General features: G+C 34.9%; 7 protein-coding genes. 4 read left to right on the top strand and 3 right to left on the bottom strand.

Annotated features, from left to right (window positions below):
- Window positions 1–83: 83 nt before the first annotated feature.
- Together EM932_RS00280 and EM932_RS00285 are read right to left on the bottom strand one after the other, a co-directional pair.
- Window positions 84–4,991: a LamG-like jellyroll fold domain-containing protein gene (locus EM932_RS00280; protein WP_135874302.1), complete on the bottom strand. Its 4,908-nt coding sequence runs from the start codon at window positions 4,989–4,991 to the stop codon at window positions 84–86.
- A 246-nt stretch (window positions 4,992–5,237) separates the two neighbouring features.
- On the bottom strand, window positions 5,238–10,400 hold the full coding sequence (locus tag EM932_RS00285) for a LamG-like jellyroll fold domain-containing protein (protein ID WP_135874304.1): 5,163 nt from the start codon (window positions 10,398–10,400) through the stop codon (window positions 5,238–5,240).
- Between the two features lie 544 nt (window positions 10,401–10,944).
- Here EM932_RS00285 and EM932_RS00290 point away from each other — a divergent pair.
- Window positions 10,945–15,144 carry a sulfatase-like hydrolase/transferase gene (locus EM932_RS00290; RefSeq protein ID WP_135874306.1) on the top strand — a complete coding sequence of 1,400 codons (4,200 nt, stop codon included), beginning with the start codon at window positions 10,945–10,947 and terminating at the stop codon, window positions 15,142–15,144.
- A 182-nt stretch (window positions 15,145–15,326) separates the two neighbouring features.
- Window positions 15,327–17,894: a sulfatase-like hydrolase/transferase gene (locus tag EM932_RS00295; RefSeq protein ID WP_170179678.1), complete on the top strand. Its 2,568-nt coding sequence runs from the start codon at window positions 15,327–15,329 to the stop codon at window positions 17,892–17,894.
- Window positions 17,895–18,263: 369 nt separating this feature from the next.
- On the opposite strand, the gene EM932_RS00300 is transcribed toward EM932_RS00295, so the two are convergent.
- Window positions 18,264–18,500: a hypothetical protein gene (locus EM932_RS00300; protein ID WP_135874310.1), complete on the bottom strand. Its 237-nt coding sequence runs from the start codon at window positions 18,498–18,500 to the stop codon at window positions 18,264–18,266.
- Window positions 18,501–19,193: 693 nt separating this feature from the next.
- Here EM932_RS00300 and EM932_RS00305 point away from each other — a divergent pair.
- Together EM932_RS00305 and EM932_RS00310 are read left to right on the top strand one after the other, a co-directional pair.
- Entirely contained in the window at window positions 19,194–20,390 is a 1,197-nt protein-coding gene (locus EM932_RS00305; protein WP_135874312.1) for a glycoside hydrolase family 88/105 protein, read from the top strand.
- A gap of 8 nt (window positions 20,391–20,398) precedes the next feature.
- Window positions 20,399–21,712 carry a BNR-4 repeat-containing protein gene (locus tag EM932_RS00310; protein WP_135874314.1) on the top strand — a complete coding sequence of 438 codons (1,314 nt, stop codon included), beginning with the start codon at window positions 20,399–20,401 and terminating at the stop codon, window positions 21,710–21,712.
- Window positions 21,713–21,746 lie beyond the last annotated feature (34 nt).

Below are 21,746 nucleotides of genomic sequence, written 5' to 3' on the forward strand. Positions count from 1 at the left end.
TCAATTCAGGACTTGAAATATAGCTAAGTATAAGAATAGGTTTATGGTTTAAGTGACTAACTCAAATAACTAACTCAACTATATCATTTTATTAATACTTTTTTAGAAATGGTGCCATACTCGGTTTGTATTTTCAAGACATAATTTCCAGTTTTAATTTGACTTGCATTATATTTTAAATGTTTATTGTTGGTACTGGTTTGAAATTTGAACAGCGATTGTCCTAATATATTGAGCATTTCAACAGATTCTATTCGTTTAGAAGCTGGGTTGTTAATAACAATACGATTTTCTTCATTAGAGAAATAGACTTCTATCTGATTGATATTAATATCATTAACCCCTAAGGTTTTTTGAGCTTTAGAGAATGTGATTTCAAAACGATTTAAATATTCTCCAGCAGCTAGATAGGTTTTGTAATTATCTTGTTTTAAGTTTTGGTACATATCCAATTCCTTATCATGTAGATAAATCTCTAAATTATCAGGTGTATTTTCTAATTTATCAATTATAATACTATTAAACCCATCTTTTTTAGTATGAAGTCCTAATGGAATAATAGTTTGATCGTTAATGTCATCAATACCTTGAATGGTGAATTTTTCGTTATTAATTAACCAATACATATCATCTATCTGAGTGTCAATGTATTTTGAATCGTAACCCCAATCATAGTTAGCAGATGCATTTTCATCAACAGTAATTAATAACTGTCTATGAATTTCATTTATAGAGTTAAAACCAATTCTTAGTTTCATCCTGGTATCTCCAGTATTGGATTTGTTACTAGAATTTGCTTTGCTTTTTTTAGTATTCGATGATTTTACAAATAATGAGTTACTACCATCTTCAATTTGAAACACGCGCTGACCGTTGTTAAATTTAATTGTACCTGCGGCTTCGGCAGTAACAAAGAAGCCTTGAGCTACCGGGATATATCTTCCAGGTGTTTTAGTAGGAATACCTCCAGTCGCTACATCAGGATCATTAGTCCCTTTTGATGCTGCTGGTACACCTCCTGAGAGTGAGTACGTGGCATAGCCACCTTGATATTCACGAAGAATATGAGAACCACCTCCCCAATGTTCCCAGAAATATAATGTTCCTGTTGTAGAACCTGTACCAGCAATGGTAGGGCCATTATCTAATATAAACTGTACAGCATCTATAGCTGATGGATAAGGGTTGCCAACTAAATAGTCATTTCCAGAACTTATGCTTAGGTTTATATCTCCATTATTAGGTTTACCGTTTAATACATAATTTTGAGGCGTACTAATAGTACCAGTACCTGGGCCTTTCATAGTAAAACCTTCGCCTGCAAGTAATGTTCCTGTACTACGTACATGCTGCCATTTGGAGTAGTTATCACTTTGCTGATTACTAAACTTCCAAATCCAATAATCTGCAATTCCTATAGGGGAAGCTGCACCATTATATCCAGAGGTCAGGAAATTAACATTAGTAAAAATATCTGGTAATTTGTAACTATTATTATTAGAAGAACTATTGGCTAATCCCACTGGAGATGACCAATAATTATATGTAAAGGTGTCTGCGGTTCCTTGTTGATCTCTTTCTAATGTTCCAGAACTGGTTGCATCTAATATACTATCATCAGTTTGAATTAACTGAGATTCCCCTTCTAAATCGATGTCTCCATCTAATTTTAAATACCAGCTGTTAAACAATCCAGAATCTCCATTTATTTCTAATTTACTTCCACTATCCAGAATTAAGCCTACAGTAGAACGATCTGTGCTTGTCTGTATATTTCCTTTTATTTGTATAATAGCACAATCTGGAGCTGTACTGCTTATATCCCATATATTACCTTGTTCCCAATTACTAGAATTGGTCCAATCGCCATTACAAGAAGACGTAGTAACATAAGGCAGTGGCGCAGTTTGCCCTTCAATAATTTTAGAATTATAAATTCTGGCTCCCGTACTCACATCTATAGAAGCTGTTGTTAAATCATCAATAATATTGTCTTTGTAAGTATCTAATCTATAATAACGCTGTAATGAAGACCAATTTAGAGGTGTAATATTTGAAGTATCAACAAAATCTGTAATATCTAATGGAATAATAGTTCCTCTGGCTATCCCTGCATTATTTTCAATCTCCTGATGTATCATTTTGTGAAGTTCGTTTTCACTTAATGCCTTATTAAAAATTCGTACTTCATCTATATATCCATGAAAATAGTTGCTATCAGTATCTGGTTTTCTACCCATTGTAAAGCTTGATGTATCCGCATTCAGCGTACCAGAAGAAGTTCCAGTACTTGCTACTTCAGAACCGTTAACATATAATTTGAATACACCATCTATACAGTCACAACTATAAGTTGCAGCAACATGGATCCATTGATTAGTTAGTAAGCTAGAACTACTGGAAATAGTATAACCATCAGCATAGGAAGTTATTGTTTTATCTGTATTTAGTTGTAAATAAAATTCATCTTGACCGACTATTATTTGATTTCCGGAAGCTGAAGGATCAATTCTTATCCAACTCATTATAGTAGCTTCATCCCAACCATTAATTACTGAACTTTCAGCTGCATAATCATTACGACCATCAAAATACAACTGTAATTTTCTGTCTAAATCTCGTGGAGAACCAAAAATGGCATCATCTGTATCAAACAAATCAATAATGCCATCTCCTTCGGCATCATTGGTATCATCTATTAAACCATCATTATTTGCGTCTAGGCTGGCATATAAAGTATGTGAAATATCAAAAGTAGAACCATCTGATGTCACATCAATATAATCAGGAATATTGTCATTATCAGTATCTACCACATAATTTTCCCAACCAGTTCCGGTTGCTCCTTGGTTTGAATTACCATAGCCAGTGGCAAATGTTCCTCCTTCAAAGAAATCATATAAATCTAAAATACCATCGGTGAAATATTCTGAAACACCATCAGAGTTAATGTCAGTTTCTCTTACCGCATCTGTATCTGTTCCATCACCAACACCATCTCCGGTAATATCGCCATCACCGTTTTGATAAGTTGCACTACTTGAGTTAGTAGCTCCAGATTCATCTACATCAAAAATAGTATCATTATCAGAGTCTAGATCTAAGTAGTTTGGAGTACCATCACTATCTGAATCTAAAAGACTGTATCCTTCACTTAGATCGTGCATGCCATTATTGTTAGCGTCTACCCAGCTTCCGCTATTGGTTAGTGTAGCATTTCCATCGCTATAATTTCCTAAACCAATTTCTACTACGTCAGGAATACCATCATTATCTGAATCTAAATCAAAGACATCTGCAACGCCATCACTATCGGTGTCACATAAAGTCTGTGATATGACTATGTCATCTATGGCCAGGTCATTACCAGCACCACCAACTTCATTATTAATAAAATAAACATAAAATTCACTGACGTTAAAAGTTAGGTTTGCAGTAAACTGGTGCCAACTGGCCGCTGCATCTCCATTAACAGAAGGTGGGATATCTCCCGTGGTTATTGATGCTAGTATATTATTATTTACATCTCTAAATTCTACTAAAATATCAGGTCTTAGTCTGGTTGCTATACCTGGTGCTGTTGTTGTATCTAAATTCAGTACCCAAAAACTGTAAGTAACAGGAACATTTGGTAAGGCTCCTACAATAGTTGCCGTGTAAAAAGTTCCAGGGTCGTAGGAGGCATTAAACATAGCCATTCGTCCGTTAGTATCTCCAGGAGTATGATCTTCACCTGTATACCAATAGTTATCTGCCCAACTTGCTACTTCTGCGTTTGGAGTGTCATCTGTTCCATCGCCGTCTCCAGCTTTATAATATACAACGTATTCGCCATCGCTTAAATCGTCATTATTTAAGCTGGGGCATGTCGTTGTATTGGTTCCGTTAGTACCATCTTCATAACAATAAGTTGTTATGGCATCATAGGTTGTGTTAATGGTTGTTCTGTTTCCTTCTCCAAATGTTTCATTTAAGAATTTATAATTTGTTGTGGAAGATATAGAAGATGCGCTACAAGAAGACTCTTCATCTGAATCTGGTATGCCATCGTTATCATCGTCGATATCAACATTATCAAGAATACCATCACCATCGCTATCGAAAAAATTTTGCTCAGAACGTGCATCAATATCAAACTGGAATGTACTTTCATCTGAATCATTATTGGTAATGGTTACGGTACATGTTTTTGTTCCTAATGTAGCTGGGGTAAATTGAACAGTAAATGTTGTAGAACCGGTAGACGGAACAACTGGGGATGAATAAAATGGTGCTACAATTGAAAAGTCTGTGGTATTCGATAAAGTTATATTTGAAATAGTTAGATTACTACCACCTTTATTGTTGATAGTATATGTTCTTGTAACCAGGATTCCTGAGTTTGATGTGCCAAAGGCAGTGTAATCTGAAATGGCAGGAGTAACATCACCGTTAGAAAAGGATATGCCATTACCTGTAACATCTATTTCTGGTGCTGAAACTTTTATTAATATATCATCAAAATAACTGTATTCTCCATTAGAATTTGCAGTACTACTAAACCTGAATTGGGAATTAGAAGCAAGTCCGCTATTTATTGTTTGATAAAACGTATAAATATAATTATTTGAAGAAAAGTCTATTCCTAAAATGTACGTTTTAATAGTAGACCAATTCGATCCATTAAAATACTGTAGAGAAAAGCCTTCTCCAGAGTCTATGCCATGGCCTATAAACGAAAAAGAAAAGTCTACAGAACTATATGTAGAAAGGTCTAAAGTAGGCGATGTTGTATAGTTTTGTGATGTGTCATTATCTTTTGAGTAAATAGACCGAGATCCATTACTGGCATATATAGAGTTAGTATTTAAACCTGAATCTGAACCACCATCAGTCCAGCTTTGTAATCCACTTTCAAAATCATAGGAAGCAATAGTCTGCGATATAGCAGTAAATGAGGCTGTGCTAAATAGCAAAAGCATTAATGAATATCTTACAGAGATATTTTTCATAAATAGGTTATTAGTTTGGGACTAAATATTTGTTATGTATGATCTACAGGACAAATATACATTTTATTTTGATAAAAAAACGATGAAATGTATTAAAAACACGATTAAAAGCAATTTTATGTAAAAAATGTCAGATAGATGCGAAGAAGTGATGACGCAAAAAAAGAACCAGTTGTACATTTTGATAAAATTCATTTAACCAAGATACTTTATGTGTAAAATTGTAAAATACACAACTGGTAATTATTACTTAACTAATACTTTTTTAGAAATTTTTCCTTTTTCAGTTACTATTTTTAATATATAACTACCTGTTTTAATTTGAGGTGTTTTATATTCTAAATAGTTATTATTTGTTTTAAGTTCAAATTGCAATAAAGATTGACCTAGGATGTTTAACATTTCAAAAGACACGATATTACTTAACGTTGGATTATGAATAATGATGCTTTCTTTTTCGTTAGAGAAATAAACTTGTAATTTATTCTCTTCAGTATCATTAGTATTTAATAATGACCCATTTTGGAAAGTAATTTCAAAACGTTCTAAATGTATTCCAGCAGTTAGATACACTTCATAATGACTGGCTCTTAAATTATGATAACTGTTTAATTCTTTATCATTTAAATAAATATCTAAATCATTACTTATATTTTCTAAGTCGTCTATTTTAATTGAAGTAATGCCTTCTTGATCAATTTTAATACCTAAAGGTAATTTTTGTTCTAAATCGAAGTTATTTACTGTTTGAATAATATATTCACTATCTGAAAAAATCCAGAACATGTCTTCTTTGTTATCTTCCACTAGTGGTGCATCATAACCAATATCAAATCCGTTAGATGTATTTTCATCAACTCCTACCAATAATTGACGGTGATAGCCTTTTGGAGAATCAAGCATGAGTTTGATTTTTTGTCTATTATCTACCTGTACTTTTTGAGTTTCGCTTCTTGTCTTTTTTGTATTCCCTACTTTAAGGAAAGATGAAGAAGCTGTAGCTTCGGTTACGAAAGTACGTTGGCTATTTTTAAAAGTGATAGTACCTCCTGTATCTGCAACAACAAAGAAACCCTGACCAACAGGGATATATTGCCCAGGTACTTTGGTACCAGATGCTCCTGTGTTATTAATTCTAGTATCATTAGATATGGCAACAGTACTTCCTAATAGCGTGTATGTAGCATAACCACCCTGATACTCGCTTAAAATATGAGAACTGCTTGCGAAATGATCCCAAAAGTATAAGGCTCCATTAATAATATTGCTTGCCGCTCTACCCAGCCCGTCACTGGTATTATCTAGTATAAATTCATTGGCATCTATGGCAGAAGGGTAGGGATTACCAATTAAATAATCGTTACCTGCAGATAAACTTAAAGTAATATCCCCATTATTTGGTTTGCCATCAAAAACATAGTTTTGGGTTAGGGTTATAGTACCGCCTGTATCTGCAACGCCTTTCATGGTGAAACCTTCGCCTATATTAAGTAAACCAGTACTTCTAACATGTTGCCAGGAAGGATAATTGTCGCTCGGCCTATTGGTGTATTTCCAGATCCAGTAATCTGCTATTCCAATAGGAGTAACTCCTGCAGTTCCCGGTGTACCATCATATCCAGATGTTAAAAAATTAATAGTAAGTGGGTTAGATGAATCTAAACCATCATTAAGTATTTCTGGAAGGGTATAATTAACATTATTGTTTGATATATTAGTTCTTCCAACTGGAGAAGACCAATAATTATACGTGTATAAATCTTGCGTACCTTGTTGATCTCGCTCTAATGCCCCTGAACTACTGGTGTCTAGATCACTATCTGTAATTTGTATTAGCTGTGATTCTCCTTCTAAATCAATGGTTCCGTCAAGTTTTAAATAATGGGAAACAGTTAACCCATAGCCCGTGGTAGAAGCATTACTCCCATTTACCTGTAAATCACCACCACTATTAACAATTAAGCCTAAAACAGTTCTGTTGCCATTTCTAGAAGCAGGAATAAGTGTTGTGTTAGAATTGTCCATAGTAATATTATGATCTATTTGCACGATGTTATAATCAATAGTTTCCAATGCATCTAAATATGAATCAACTCCCGGTAAATATTGTACATCTCCATTTTCCCAAGTCGTAGAAGTGTCCCAGTCTCCGTTTTGTGTAGTTTTGTAAGGCAATGGAGCCGTTTGTTCATCAAGATTGTCATATCTTATCATAGAAGCATCATTACCACTATTAGATTCATCTTTCACACTACCAAAAACTAAAGTGTTCATTTTGTAATAGGCGATTAAGTTATTCCACGGAATGGGAACGATTTCATTTTTAGTTGTCATAGTAGGTAAAATGACGCCATCAGCAAAATTAGAATTATTCTCGATTTCTTGGTTCATGATGTATCTTATCTGGTTAGCAGAAAGAGCTACATTCCAAACACGTACCTCATCCACACTACCTCTCATCTTTTGTTGTCTTTTAATATGGTGTGCTGCACCTATTAAGAAATGAGAATCAGAAGGTGTATTAATTGGATCTAAAGTATCATCACTATCTTCTAAATAACCATCAATATATAAGCTCACCATATTAGTACTAGAGTCATACGTTGCTGCTATATGATGCCATTCATTTTCTGGGATGGTAGCCGATGTTTGCATGACATTGTTAGAACCGTCGTTAGGGTCTCTCCATACCATTCTGAATTGACTGGTTGAATTTATTCTAAACGAATAGCCATGTGTATAAGTTTCATTCGGTGGACCAGGTGCTTCATGATAATAATTTCTTTTAGAAATGATGTCAAACTTATTTTCTCCTACATCACGTTTTACCCAGGCACTTATAGTAAAATCTTTATTATCCAGATCGTTCACATCGCCTGCATCTAAATAGCTGTCTGTTGTTGTGTAATTACCAAAATAAGCTGAACGAGAATCTAGTACAGCTTCTGGCGTAGAACCGAATGTAATAAATTTGGTGCCTTCAAAATAGAAATCAACTTCTAATTCGGTACCAACATCTTCCATAGTGGCAGATGTTACATTGGTTGTAAATAGGGCATCATCAGCAACGATCATAACATATTCTTCACTACCTGCATTAGTTCCAGAAACCATAGATTCTGGAATAGAAAGCTTTATAGTTGGTATAGAATCTGTAACAACCATTTTCCATTTTCTGGTAATAGGTGTAACACTTACGCTACTTGTTACTCCCGTGCCTGCACTAAAATCTTTAGTAATATCTGTCGTTGCAGTAGTTGCTCCATTGTCATGCCCCCATATTAAAAATGTTTTATCGGCAAAAAATGAATTGGAATTTGCACTATTTGTGGCAGCTATATCTTTAATACCAACAGTGATATCGTCTGCAGTATTAATTGTTTTAGATTGTTTTTGATTCAATCCAGAAAGGTTATCCTGACCAATACCAGTAACATTATAATTAAATCCAACATTATCCGATTGATCCCATATTGCTCTTCCATCTGAATCTACATAATCCTGAGATGTTCCATTAGCTCCTAATGTAATCCCATACTTAATAGCCAAATAAGATTCTACTTGATCTCTCTCGGTGTTTGTTATTGAACCAGTATATACAATGACTTCAGCTATACCGCCATCCCATCTTTTTGCTGTATCTGAAGGGTGTCCTCCTATATTGGCAATTGGACTTGTTGGAGCATATGTGTTTGTGGCATCCGTTCCAACAGAAGCACCATTAATAAAGAGTTCGGAATTACTGCCTGAATATACATCGTAATTTGCAATAACGTTTATTCCATTTGTCACTGCGGTTGTAGTTTGTATTTCTCCTGTATTCGCTCCATCAAACATTCTTGCTCTAAATGCGGGTGTGGCATCTTCAAATTCTATAATAATATTATCACCACCGTTTAAATTTAGTATTTGTTTTTGGACACCACTTTGTCCTTCTCCAACAGTAAATACAGTCATGTCTGGATTAGAAGTTATCGCAGCAGTTTGTAAAAGGTCATCTCCATCAAAATCAATCGTTGGGTTGAAATTTATAGCGTCTTCATCAAAGACAGGCTGATTACCAGCTACAGCTTGTGTGGCATCATAGTTATTATCTGTATTGTCTAACCAGTTTAATACAGGGTCTGCATCTTCTGCACTATCATTGGCCAATTCTTCGACTCCAGAATCGGCTTTGAGCCATAATTCCAGGTTAGCAGCTATACCGCCAGGGCTTCTAGTATAGTCGAAATTTATAATTTGCATATTGGTACCTACAGTAGATGCTCCACTCCCTGCACGATGTACCCAGTGTTCGGCTTGCGTTAAAGAATTTAACTTATAATTTCTCCAACCTCTACCATAACCAGCGCCTGTACCACTATGGTATGTTGAACCAACAACCATGGCCTGACTTAAATCTGTTAGCCCGGCTGAGGTTATATCTCTAGTAAATGAAGCTGCAGTAGAAGTATCGCTATATCTTGTTACGACTACTTCAGAGTTATTTAGTACATGTATAAAATGGCGGTTGGTACCGTCTGAGTCATGAGAACTATCAAAGGTCCAATCGACGCTCCTAGTATTGCTTCCAGGGTCCATCATGGGCCAGTTATCGGCGTTAGCATCGTTAGTGCCTCCGGTAGCGGTGTCTCCTCTGTGTTGACTAAATATAATGGCATTGGTCCAATTACTTACATCTGTTGTTGAACCAGTAGCGTCAGATCTATCTTTTAGAGTAATAGTGCCTGTATCGTTAGCAGTTTCTCCAGAGTCTCCATGCAATACAGTCCAGTTTGAACCTGTAAATTCCACCAGAGTAATATAAACCCTCACATTGGGTATATTGGTTCCTCCTTTTTCTACTCTTAAGTTGGAGCCACTTGTTAAATAGGCTATTGCGGTTGCTGAATCGGCATCATCTGTATCAGAATCATTCATGATTCCTGTAATGAATGGGATACAGTTATCTTTGTTAGTAATTCCCGATATGGCTTGATCTACTGTGTAAGTACCTCCGTTAAGGTCTATAGTATATCGCCCTCTAACTATGAATTCGTTTTTTCCACCTGGTGTACCAATATACTCCCAAATTGAAGTTTCGAACCTTGTATTTTCGTTTTGAGAACCAGATTCCCGATAGTATGTAAGTGTTCCTGTTGTTGTTAAAACACGGCCTCCTGCCATATCATTACCTTCTCTGGCTACAGTAACACCATTGGATCCACCATGTGTTTTTCTATTGTTGTTGGCTAAAGCAACAGCATTATTTAATGAAGAAACGGCTGTGAAACTTGTGTTATTGCCTCCGCCATTTCCAATATCATCTTGTAAATGTTGTATTTTGAAGTCTTGTGATGCTGCGTTAAAACAGAAGCATAAAAGTACCCATGCGAGGATAAACTTAGAAAGAGTTAGAGTCTTTTTCATAAGCGGTTAAAATTTTAGTTTGGGACTAATTATTTGAAGCAAACATACTACAAAATTCCATGAAATGCAAAAAAAACCGACAAAATACAGAGGGTTTGGAGTATATTTTGATTTTTGTTAGTTTGTAATGCTCTGTTTATTAAGAGGTTGTGCGTAATTGATTTTTTGTAATATTTGTATGATACTATGTAATATTTGGTTGATATTTTGGAGTTATTTCATAAAAAAAGACAATCTAATTTGAACAAAATGAAAGTTTTATATGATTGGTTAATTGTGGCTTTTTTTTATAATTTAAATTCTATTGGAATGCTTTTTGTCGATGTATTTGATACTTTATTTTAATTAAAATGACGAAGTAGGAAGTGTTGTTTTATTCTTTCTGTTTTTGATTTATAGTATATTGAAAATCTGTCATTTATAATAAGAAAATAGTATAATATTTTTTAAAAAGTAAGATAAAATTTATTGTTTTTATTAGAATATTCGTATTTAAATTAAAAAAAAACATTAACTTGTTAAATACTAACCAATTCTTTTAAACATGAAAACAATTAAGAGTTTATGTTTATTGCTATTTATTTTATTCTTTAATTTTCTCTCTTCTCAAAATCCCAATGTTATAGTAATAATTGCTGATGATATGGGGTGGTCACAAGTAAGCACAGGACTAACAAATTTGAATAATCCAAGTGATTTTTACGAAACCCCAACCTTGGAAACATTGGCATCACAAGGCATAGCATTTCCATACGCCTATGTAAATGGGGCCAATTGCGCACCTACACGAGCAGCATTGCTAAGTGGTCAGTATGCAGCTAGACCGACTAATAACATTTTTAATGTTTATGATTTGAACAGAGGGAATACAAGTTCAAATTCTACATTAATTGGACCAGATATGGGTTTAGCGTCTAATAATAACATAGACGAAATACCTTCAAGCGCTATAACCATTGCCGAAACCATGAAAACTGCTGGTTATACCACAGCGCATCTAGGGAAATTCCATGTTGGAGAAAATGAGTCTTCCAATACGTCTAATAATGCACCTACCGATCAAGGTTTTGATTATAACTATGGAGGAGGAACCTCTGGAGCGCCGGGAAGTTATTTTGCATCAAGTAGTGCTCCTTATACTTTTAGTAGTAATATAGGTCCAGAATTGGATGTATATGCGGCTCCTTATACCGCAGCAGAATCTTTAATGTTAGCCGGAGATAATTCATTAGAGAATACGCCAAAGCATGTTACTGATGCTATGGCAGATGCAGCGATTGATTTTATGGAAGCAGAAAAAAACAATCCGTTTTTTATGCACTTTAGTAATTATGCTATTCACGGACCATTTAATCAGGCTAATGCCAGACCTGATCTATATGCCAAATACGATACTAAAACACCTAGTCAAATGGGGCATGATAGTAAAGGACAAGCAGCGATTGCCGAAGGTATGGATCAAACTATAGGTAGACTAATAGATTATTTAAAAACGACAGCAGATCCAAGAAACCCAGGTAGTATGCTGTCGGAGAATACATTGGTGTATTTTATTTCAGATAATGGAGGAGCCATTAGTAGTGATGATGCCGGTCCATTAAGAGGCATGAAAGGTGAATATTATGAAGGGGGTATTAGATCGGTTACCATAGTATGGTCTGAAGCTACTTGGTTAGCAAATAAAGGAACTGTTAATACGACTCCAATTATTGCGTTCGATTTATATCCCACTTTAGTAGAAATGGGAGGAGGAACACTTCCTGGAGGCGGGTATGAGATTGATGGTGCCAGCCAATGGCAAATGTTAACAAATGGGACTGCTATGACCAGGGAATCTATTTTTTGGCACTTCCCAGGGTATCTTATTGACTCGAATAGAGATCAAAGACCAGTGTCCGTAATAAGAAAAGGAGATTATAAATTAATTTATAATTACGAAAGTGAATCTTATGAGTTGTATGATCTTATAAATGATATTAGTGAAGCTACTAACTTGTTATCTGGTAGTCCAGATCAAGCTACTTTAATAATAGGAAATGATATGAGTATCGATTTACGTGATCATCTTATCAATACATCGGCACCTTTGCCTACCTATAGAAGTGACGGTACAACGGTTGCCTTACCATATATTATAAACACAAGTGGAGGTACTCCTAATTCGACAGATGGTTGTCAGGCTATAAGTGGTTATGACGCTTACTGGGATTTTGATATTGCCAGTGATGCCAATGATGCTTCAGCAAATGGTAACGATCCGAATCCAATAAATGGTACATTAATGTATGATGCTGTAGATTTTAAAGAGGGCGACCAATCGGTTGTGTTTGATGGCACTGTAGATATTAATTATAGCTCTGCTACATTTATGTCTTTAGCTACATCGGCCAGAACAGTTTCTGCTTGGATTAAACCGACAACTTTAAGCGGTATTCAGGAAATTTTTGATGAAGGAGGAAATACCGTTGGTATGGCCATGCGGTTAAATGGTTCTAATCTGGAATCTGTTGTTAGAAGCTCATTAACAGTCGCAGATAGCTTATCAACACCATTTCCGAATGATGGCGACTGGCACCATATAGCACTTATTTATGATGGCGCTAATACCAATCATAAATTGTTTATAGATGGTGTAGAAGCAGTGTCTAGTAATGCTGCACCAGCTTCTATTGGTTCTCATAATACTACAGGAGGAGGAATAGGTGGTGTTATAGGTAGTTGGGATAGTTTTGCAAATGCCGCCGATAGTTATTTTATAGGTAAAATGGATGCCTTTGCAGTGTATGATGCTGTATTGAGTGACACCCAAATAAATGATGCAGCATGTGTAGTATTAACAAATTCAACAGCGGGATGCCAGCCTACTAGTGGTTATGAAGCTTTTTGGGATTTTGATTTGGCAAATTTAAGCATTGGAGAAGACGCTTCAGGTAATTTACATAATCCAATTGCTACAGTTGGTTCTATTACAGCGGATACGTCAGATTTTAAAGAAGGCGATCAATCTGCTGTATTTAATGGAAGTTCAAGTATTCAATACTCACCTGGGTCACTGGGAGGTTTTATGGAAAGTAGTCTTAATGAAAGAACGATGATGGCATGGGTAAAACCAACAAATTTATCTGGATTGCAAAACATATTTGATGAAGGAGGAGGAACTATAGGTATTGCTATGAGATTAAATGGTAGTAATTTAGAAGCTGTAGTTAGAGATAGTGGGACGACTTCTATTGAAATAAGCTCAGTATTTCCAAATGATGGCGATTGGCATCATGTGGCTTTAATTTATGATGGTATAAACTCTAATCAAAAGCTTTATATAGATGGGGTAGAGGTCGCTTCTGGTGTCGCAGCTTCTTCTATTGGTACACATACAGGTAAAGGAGGCATAGGCGGTAAGATTAGTGGTAGTGATAGTTTTAAAAATTCAGCAGATGCTTTCTTTACTGGGAAAATGGATGCTTTTGCAGTTTATAATACCGTTTTAAATGCAACAGAAATTAACAATTCTGCTTGTGTAGTGCTATCACCAGCAGTTGTGGCAGATGCTGGACCAGACGTCACAATTTGTGAAGGCGATTCAACTACATTAACCGCATCTGGAGGTACCACTTATTTATGGAGTACTGGAGAGACTACAGCGAGTATTAATGTAGGTCCAACATTAACAACAACGTATACGGTCACTGTTTCTGATGGCATTACGTCTGATAATGATGATGTCATTGTAACGGTAAACCCATTACCAACTGCAGATGCAGGGTCGGATGTTACTATCGATGAAGGTAATTCGACCACATTAACGGCTACCGGAGGTGGTACATATTTATGGAGTACAGGAGAGACTACAGCGAACATTAATGTAAGTCCAACAGCAACGACCACTTATACCGTAACGGTTACACAAAATGGATGTAGTTCAAATGACGATGTTGTAGTAACTGTAAACCCTGTAGGTGGTTGTACATATTCTGTGATAAACTCTGAAGGGTTTGAATCTGGTTGGGGGATATGGAATGATGGCGGCTCAGATTCTTTTAGAGATTCAAATGCTGCTTACGCCACAACAGGTACTTATAGTATGCGACTACGAGATAATACTTCTAGTTCTGTGGGAACTACAGATAATTTGGATTTAACAGCATATGATGAAATTACAGTTGACTTTGGTTATTATTGTAGAAGTATGGATAATAGTAACGAAGATTTTTGGTTACAAATATCTACAGACGGAGGAGGAAGTTTTATTACCGTTGAAGAGTGGAACAGAGATGACGAATTTGTAAATAATCAGTTTTACACAGATCAGGTGATCATTGCTGGTCCTTTTACTGCGACAACACAATTAAGATTTAGAGCAGATGCGTCAGGGAACTCAGATTGGGTCTATATTGATGATATTGTTATTAATGGATGCAGTTCTGGAGGTACTTCAAAAGTTAATTTCAAAAAAGAAAATACAGAAGTTGTAAATATAGAAGAGGATGAAGCGTTCGATTTATCTGAAATTGAAGTTAAACTTTACCCTAACCCGTTTAGAGAGCAACTGACGATTAAAATTCAGGCTGATTATAATCAATCTAATGTTCAGGTGTTTAATATACTTGGCCAATTGATTATTGAAAAGAACTATTTCAAAGAAAGATTAATTAAGATCCCAGCTAATAAATTAGAAAGTGGTCAATATTTAATAAATATAAATGTTGACGGAGACATAGTTCGTAGGCGAATTGTAAAGTATTAAAATAAATAAAAACTATTGTTTTTTATTACTTAAAGAGAAGGTTTATTCCTTCTCTTTTTTGTTTTTTTAATCTATTTCTTTCTGTAAAAAGTTGAATTTTAATAAAAAATTCGACAAAACGCTTTTTATTTACGTCAAAATGCAATATTTTTATCAATACTAAAATGACTAACTCAAAATCTATGAAATCAATAAGTACTTATTTATTGCTATTATTTTTTATTGTAGTTAATAAAGTTTATTCCCAATCTCCTAACGTCATTGTTATTATCGCCGACGATATGGGCTGGTCTCAAGTTAGTACAGGTTTGACAAACCTTAATAACCCTAGTGACTTTTATGAAACTCCAAATCTAGCAACATTAGCCAGTGAAGGTATCGCCTTTCCATATGGGTATGTTAATGGTTCAAATTGTGCACCAACAAGGGCGGCACTTTTAAGTGGGCAATACGCCTCACGACCAACAAATAACATTTTCGCAGTAGATAATTTAAATAGGGGAGGTAACTCAACCCTTTTAATTGGACCAGATAATGGATTGCCTAGTGGTGTCGACGAATTGCCTAAGGAGGCAATTACCTTAGCAGAAACCATGAAGACAGCTGGCTATGCAACGGTACATTTAGGGAAATATCATGTAGGAGAAAACGAAGCGACAAACGTTTCGGATAATGCCGCTACAGATCAAGGGTTTGATGTTAATTATGGTGGGGGGACTAAAGGAAATCCAGGAAATTATTTTGCTTCCAATAGTGGCGCTCCATATACGTTTGGAAGTAATATTGGTCCGGAATTAGATCCTTATGCAGACCCTTACACTGCTGCCGAATCTTTAATGCTGGCTGGAGATAATTCTTTAACAGGAACAGCGAAACATGTAACCGATGCCATGGCAGATGCTGCTATGGATTTTATTGATACCCATATTAACAGTCCATTTTTTATGCATTTTAGCAACTATGCTATTCACGGTCCATTTAATCCAAGTGATGCCCGACCGGATTTAAGAGTAAAATATGAAGCTAAAGCCATTAGTAACCCTAGCTCCATGGGGCATGATAGAAAACCAGGGCAGGCTGCACTAGCTGAAGGTATGGATCAAACTATAGGGAGGCTAATCGATTATTTAAAAACAACTGCAGACCCTAGAAACCCTGGGAAGATGCTATCAGAGAACACATTAGTGTATTTTATCTCAGATAACGGTGGTGCAGTTCATAGTGACGATGCAGGTCCTTTGCGAGGTATGAAAGGAGAATGGTACGAAGGTGGTATTAGGTCTGTTAGTATTGTATGGTCTGAGGCTTCATGGTTAGTAAACAAGGGAACTATTAATTCAACGCCTATTGTTGGATTTGATATCTATCCAACATTTGTTGAGGCAGCCGGAGGAACGTTACCTGCTAGTTATGATATTGATGGCGTTAGTCATTGGCAATTATTAACTAATGGAACAGCTTTAAATAGGGATGCATTATATTGGCATTATCCTGGATATCTGATTGATTCTAATCGTGATGCAAGACCCGTTTCTATTATTAGAAAAGGAGATTATAAATTAATCTATAATTATGAAACGGAATCTTATGAATTGTACCATTTAATAAACGATATAAGTGAAACGACTAATCTGTTAGCAGGCAGTCCAGACTTAGCGACTTTAACTATAGGGAATGGTATGAGTACCGATTTACGTAATCATTTAATAAACATATCGGCTCCTTTACCGACTTACAGAAGTAATGGACAAACGGTTTCTTTACCTTATATAATAAGTACGACAGGAAGTGGACCAAATTCAACAGCTGGTTGTCAACCTTCAAGTGGATACGAAGCCTTTTGGGATTTTGATCTTGCAAGCAATTTGAATGATGCATCAGGAAATAATCATAATCCTACCTTATCGCCATCAGGAGCTATTACTTACGACGATATAGATTTTAAAGAAGGTGATCGATCAGTGGTATTCAATGGAACAGAGGCGATTCAGTATGCTACTAATTCCACATCGCCAGATAGCTTTTTAAATTTAATAACGAATTCCAGAAGTATTATGGCGTGGATTAAACCATCTTCTTTAACAGGTATTCAGGATATTTTTGATGAAGGAGGTCAGAATAGGGGGATAGCAATAAGACTTAATAATTCTAATTTAGAAGCCATAGTAAGAGAAACTTCTAGTGTTGCAGATCAAATAAGTGCATCATTTCCCGATGATGGGGATTGGCATCATATCACATTTATATATAGTGAAGCTAGTACACTTCAAAAATTATATATTGATGGTGTAGAGGTGGCTACTAGTAGTAGTGCTCCGGCACCAATAGCCAGTCATTATAGTTTTGGAGGCATTGGTGGTAAATTGAGTGGAAATGATAGTTTTCAAAATGCATCAGATGCTTTTTTTATTGGAAAAATGGATGCTTTTGTGGTGTATAACGATGTCGTTTTAACACCAACTCAGATATCAGATTCTGCCTGTTCTGGGACTTTAAGTGCCCAAGGTTTGGATGCTAATGTTACTTCGATATACCCAAATCCATTTGAGGATCAACTGCAAGTTGATATTACAGCGTTTACAAATGATGTAAAAGTCACGTTATTCGATATGCTTGGTAAAACAATTTTGATTAAAAATTATAAAGAAAAAACATTTAGCATTTCATTAGAGCATTTAGATAAGGGAGTATATCTATTACAAATGGAAGTGAACAATAAGCTAATAACTCAGAAAGTTATAAAAAGATAAAGGTTTTCAGTTTACTATAGTTAAAACTAGCATTTCTGTAAAGACAGGAACCTAAATATTTTATTAAATTTAAAGAGGCTGTCTAAAAAGTGTCATTCTGAATGGAATGAAGAATCTCTTTAAAATATATGGCTCTGATTATGAGTGAAATAAGATTCTTCGCGTTGCTCTGAATGACAAGATTAACCACTTTTCAGACAGCCTCTTTGTTTTTGGAAATAAGATTTGAACTCGTGTTATTATCCAGCTATTTATTTAATTAATACTTTTTTAGAAGTTTTTCCATTTTCAGTTTCTATCATTAATACATAACCACCAATTTTAATTTGGTTTGCATTATGTTCTAAATAGTTGTTGTTAGTTTTTGGTTCAAAACTTTAATAAAGATTGCCCTAGTAAATTAAACATTTCTACAGATTCTATATTTTTTAATGATGGGTTATGTATAATAATACGCTCTTTTTCATTAGAAAAATAAACTTGCAGATTTGTTTTTTCAACATCTTCTGAATTTAAAGATTGTTGTTGATTTGAAAATGCAATTTCAAAACGATCTAGGTATTCGCCAGGAGCTAACAACACTTCATAGTTGCTCTGTTTAATCATGTATGAGAATAAGTTAAAAAACTCTATTACATGGTCTACGTTAGGAAACTACGAATTAGTGAATTCTGAACCCAGGCTTCTGTTTGGAGGAACTAAAGCTTCAGGATATGGTAGATAATTGTCTAAAGAAGGAGTTTTAAAATTTGTAAACAAGAAAACAGTGTACATTAAATAAAGGTTTAATACCATTTCTTGTTTGGAATTACTGTAAAATAAAATAATGATTATTTGCTTTATACAAAATATAAAAATAAAGCATAGCCGTAAGTTACGGTTTCTTTTTCTATTGAAGTAGAAGGCGAAAAAGGGTGTTTTATTACGGTTATTTCATATGAGAATTGGTATAATTAAAAATACGTATTATAAAATTTGTAAAAGAAGAAAATAAAGAAAGAAGAGATTATATTTTTCAAAAAGATAAAGTAATCAAAATAGGTACGAAATTCATCATATTTGTTTTAATATTCTTAATTGTTGGAGTGATTATTTTTGGTGTATTTCTTGAATGTTTTTAGGTAGAAAAATAGCTATCATTTACGCTTATTTAACTTAACTTGTTAATATAATTCATTTATTAATCGTTAAATTTGAAATTCTTAAAATTAAATACTACTATTGCAAATAGTTAATTTAAAAAAATTTATCAAAAAATACAATCGATTGTATTTTTGAACTAATTTATCCTTTTGTAGTATGTTAAGTAAAATAATTTTAAAGTTTTCAGTAGTTTTTTTAATAGTATTCGTAATAATAAGTTGTTCTGGAAGTAAAGAAATAGCAAATACAACTAATATATCTTCTCCTAAAGAAGTGAAAGCAATAACCCAAAAAGTAGCTGATTGGCAAATCAGAACGTTTGAAGATATGGGGACTTACCGTGCGCTTTCATCCAAAAAAGAAAGTAGGCGCAATAGAGACAAATATCATGATTTGACGTGGCATTGTGGAGCACTATATGCTGGTATGTATGAATGGAGTAAGATAGCAGGAGATACAAAATATGTAAAATGGTTAAAAGAGATAGGCGATAGAAATGAATGGAAATTACATAGACTGCCTTATCATGCGGATGATCATGTTGTAGGTCAGTTTTATCTTAATCTTTATAGGCAATTTAAAGAACCTAAAATGCTTGAACCCACTCAAAAGCAATTTGATTGGATTTTAGATAACCCTAAAACAGGTTCGTTGAAATGGGAAAAAGGAACGGATGCTCATAAACGTTGGGGATGGTGCGATGCATTATTTATGGCACCTCCAGTGTGGGCAAGATTGGCGAAAATCACAGGGGATAAAAAGTATTTAGATTTTATGGATCAAGAGTATCGTGCAACATATGATTTGCTTTGGGATGAAAAAGAAGGTCTTTTTTGGAGAGATTCCAGTTATTTTATAAAGCGTGAAGAAAATGGCAAAAAGGTTTTTTGGGCACGAGGCAATGGTTGGGTTTTTGGAGGTCTGGCACTTATGATTCCAGATTTACCGACTGATTGGGAGAAAAGGGATTTTTATATTAAGCTCTATAAACAAATGGCTAATAAACTAAAAAAAATACAACGTAAAGATGGTACTTGGTCTATGGGTTTATTGGGAGGAGAGCAAGGTTATCCTATAAAAGAAACTAGTGGAACATCGTTTTATGTTTTTGGATTAGCATGGGGCGTAAACCAAGGATTTTTAGATCGTTCAACTTTTGAGCCCATTATATTAAAAGGATGGAAAGCATTGGAGGGTTGTGTAACTAAAGAGGGCATGTTAGGCTATGTACAACCTGTTGGAGCATCTCCTGGAGATTCTTTTGCTAATTATACCGAAGTTTATGGAACAGGTGCTTTTCTGGCAGCTGGAACCGAAGTGTACAAACTATTAAACGGTAAACTAAAGAATTAAAATAATTTATGATGAAGAGAAGTTTATTTATAATTCTGTTTTTAGTGACAGGGGTTTCTAAGGCTCAAGAATTCACTACCTATATGGAAGATGGAGGATGGTGTTGGTACCAAGACCCAAGAGCAGTAATTAAAAATGAAAAGCTTATTATAGGAGGACTGAGTGGTGAAAGTGGCGATGTTAAAGTAAGTGTTTATGATTTAGAAGCCAATAACAATTTAGGGACTGTGGTACTTAATAAAAATTTTCAAGCTGATGATCACGATGTGCCAGCCTTTCATGTAAGACCAGATGGTAGTTTATTGGCAGTATATGCAAAACACGGTAAAGAACGTATTCATTATTACCGTATTTCGTCATCAAAAGATTACTTACGCTGGGGCGAAGAAAAACAGTTTGTTCATGATTATGAATCGAAAGTAAAGGGAGGAGTTACTTACATGAATCTTTATTCTATGAAAAATGAAGGTCTGCTTTATAATTTTTTCCGTGATGGTCCTAATTATAACCCAGCTTTTATTACTTCTTCAGACCATGGGGAAACTTGGGGTAATGAAACCCATTTTATATCTGACGGACTAGGTAGTAGAAACCGGCCGTATGTACGCTATTTGCAGAGAGATGATAATACGATAGGCGTATCTTTTACAGAGGCACATCCTAGAAAATATGGAAATAGTCTTTATTATGCGGATTTTCGTAACGGCACATTTTACAATGTAGATGGCACTAAGATTAAAGATCTTTCAGAAGGTCCATTAACGCCTTCAGAATCTGAAAAAATATACCAAGGTAGTGCTATCCGTAGAAAAGGAGGACACGGTGCTAGTGCAGAAAATAGTGCGTGGACCTGTGCTATTGAAAAAGACAAAAAATCAAGACCCCATATTGGGTATACTCGTTATGTATCAAATGGTGATCATCGATATCGCTTAGCTTCATGGAATGGTAAAAAATGGGTGGATAGGGAAATCGCCTTTGCGGGTAAATGTCTTTATACAAATGAAAGTAGTTATACGGGGTTATTGGCTTTAGATCCAGAAGATCCGAGAAACGTATTTATATCTACAGATGTAGACCCTAATACGGGTAAAGATCTTGGCGGCACACATGAAATTTACAGTGCAAAAGTTAAAGAAAAAGATGATATAACTTCTATTAAATGGAAAGCTATAACATCAAATTCTAAGTTTAAAAATATTCGCCCCATAGTTGTTTATGGCGAAGGATATAAAGTTTTATTATGGTTAGGTGATGGTCATTGGAATACGTTTGTTGATTACAAGGTAAATGTAAAAGGCTTAGTATTGAAACGGTCTTAGCGTCTTTTTTTGATTTAGGTTTTGAAAAACAATT

This window comes from Flavivirga rizhaonensis (assembly GCF_004791695.1).
GTDB lineage: Bacteria > Bacteroidota > Bacteroidia > Flavobacteriales > Flavobacteriaceae > Flavivirga > Flavivirga rizhaonensis.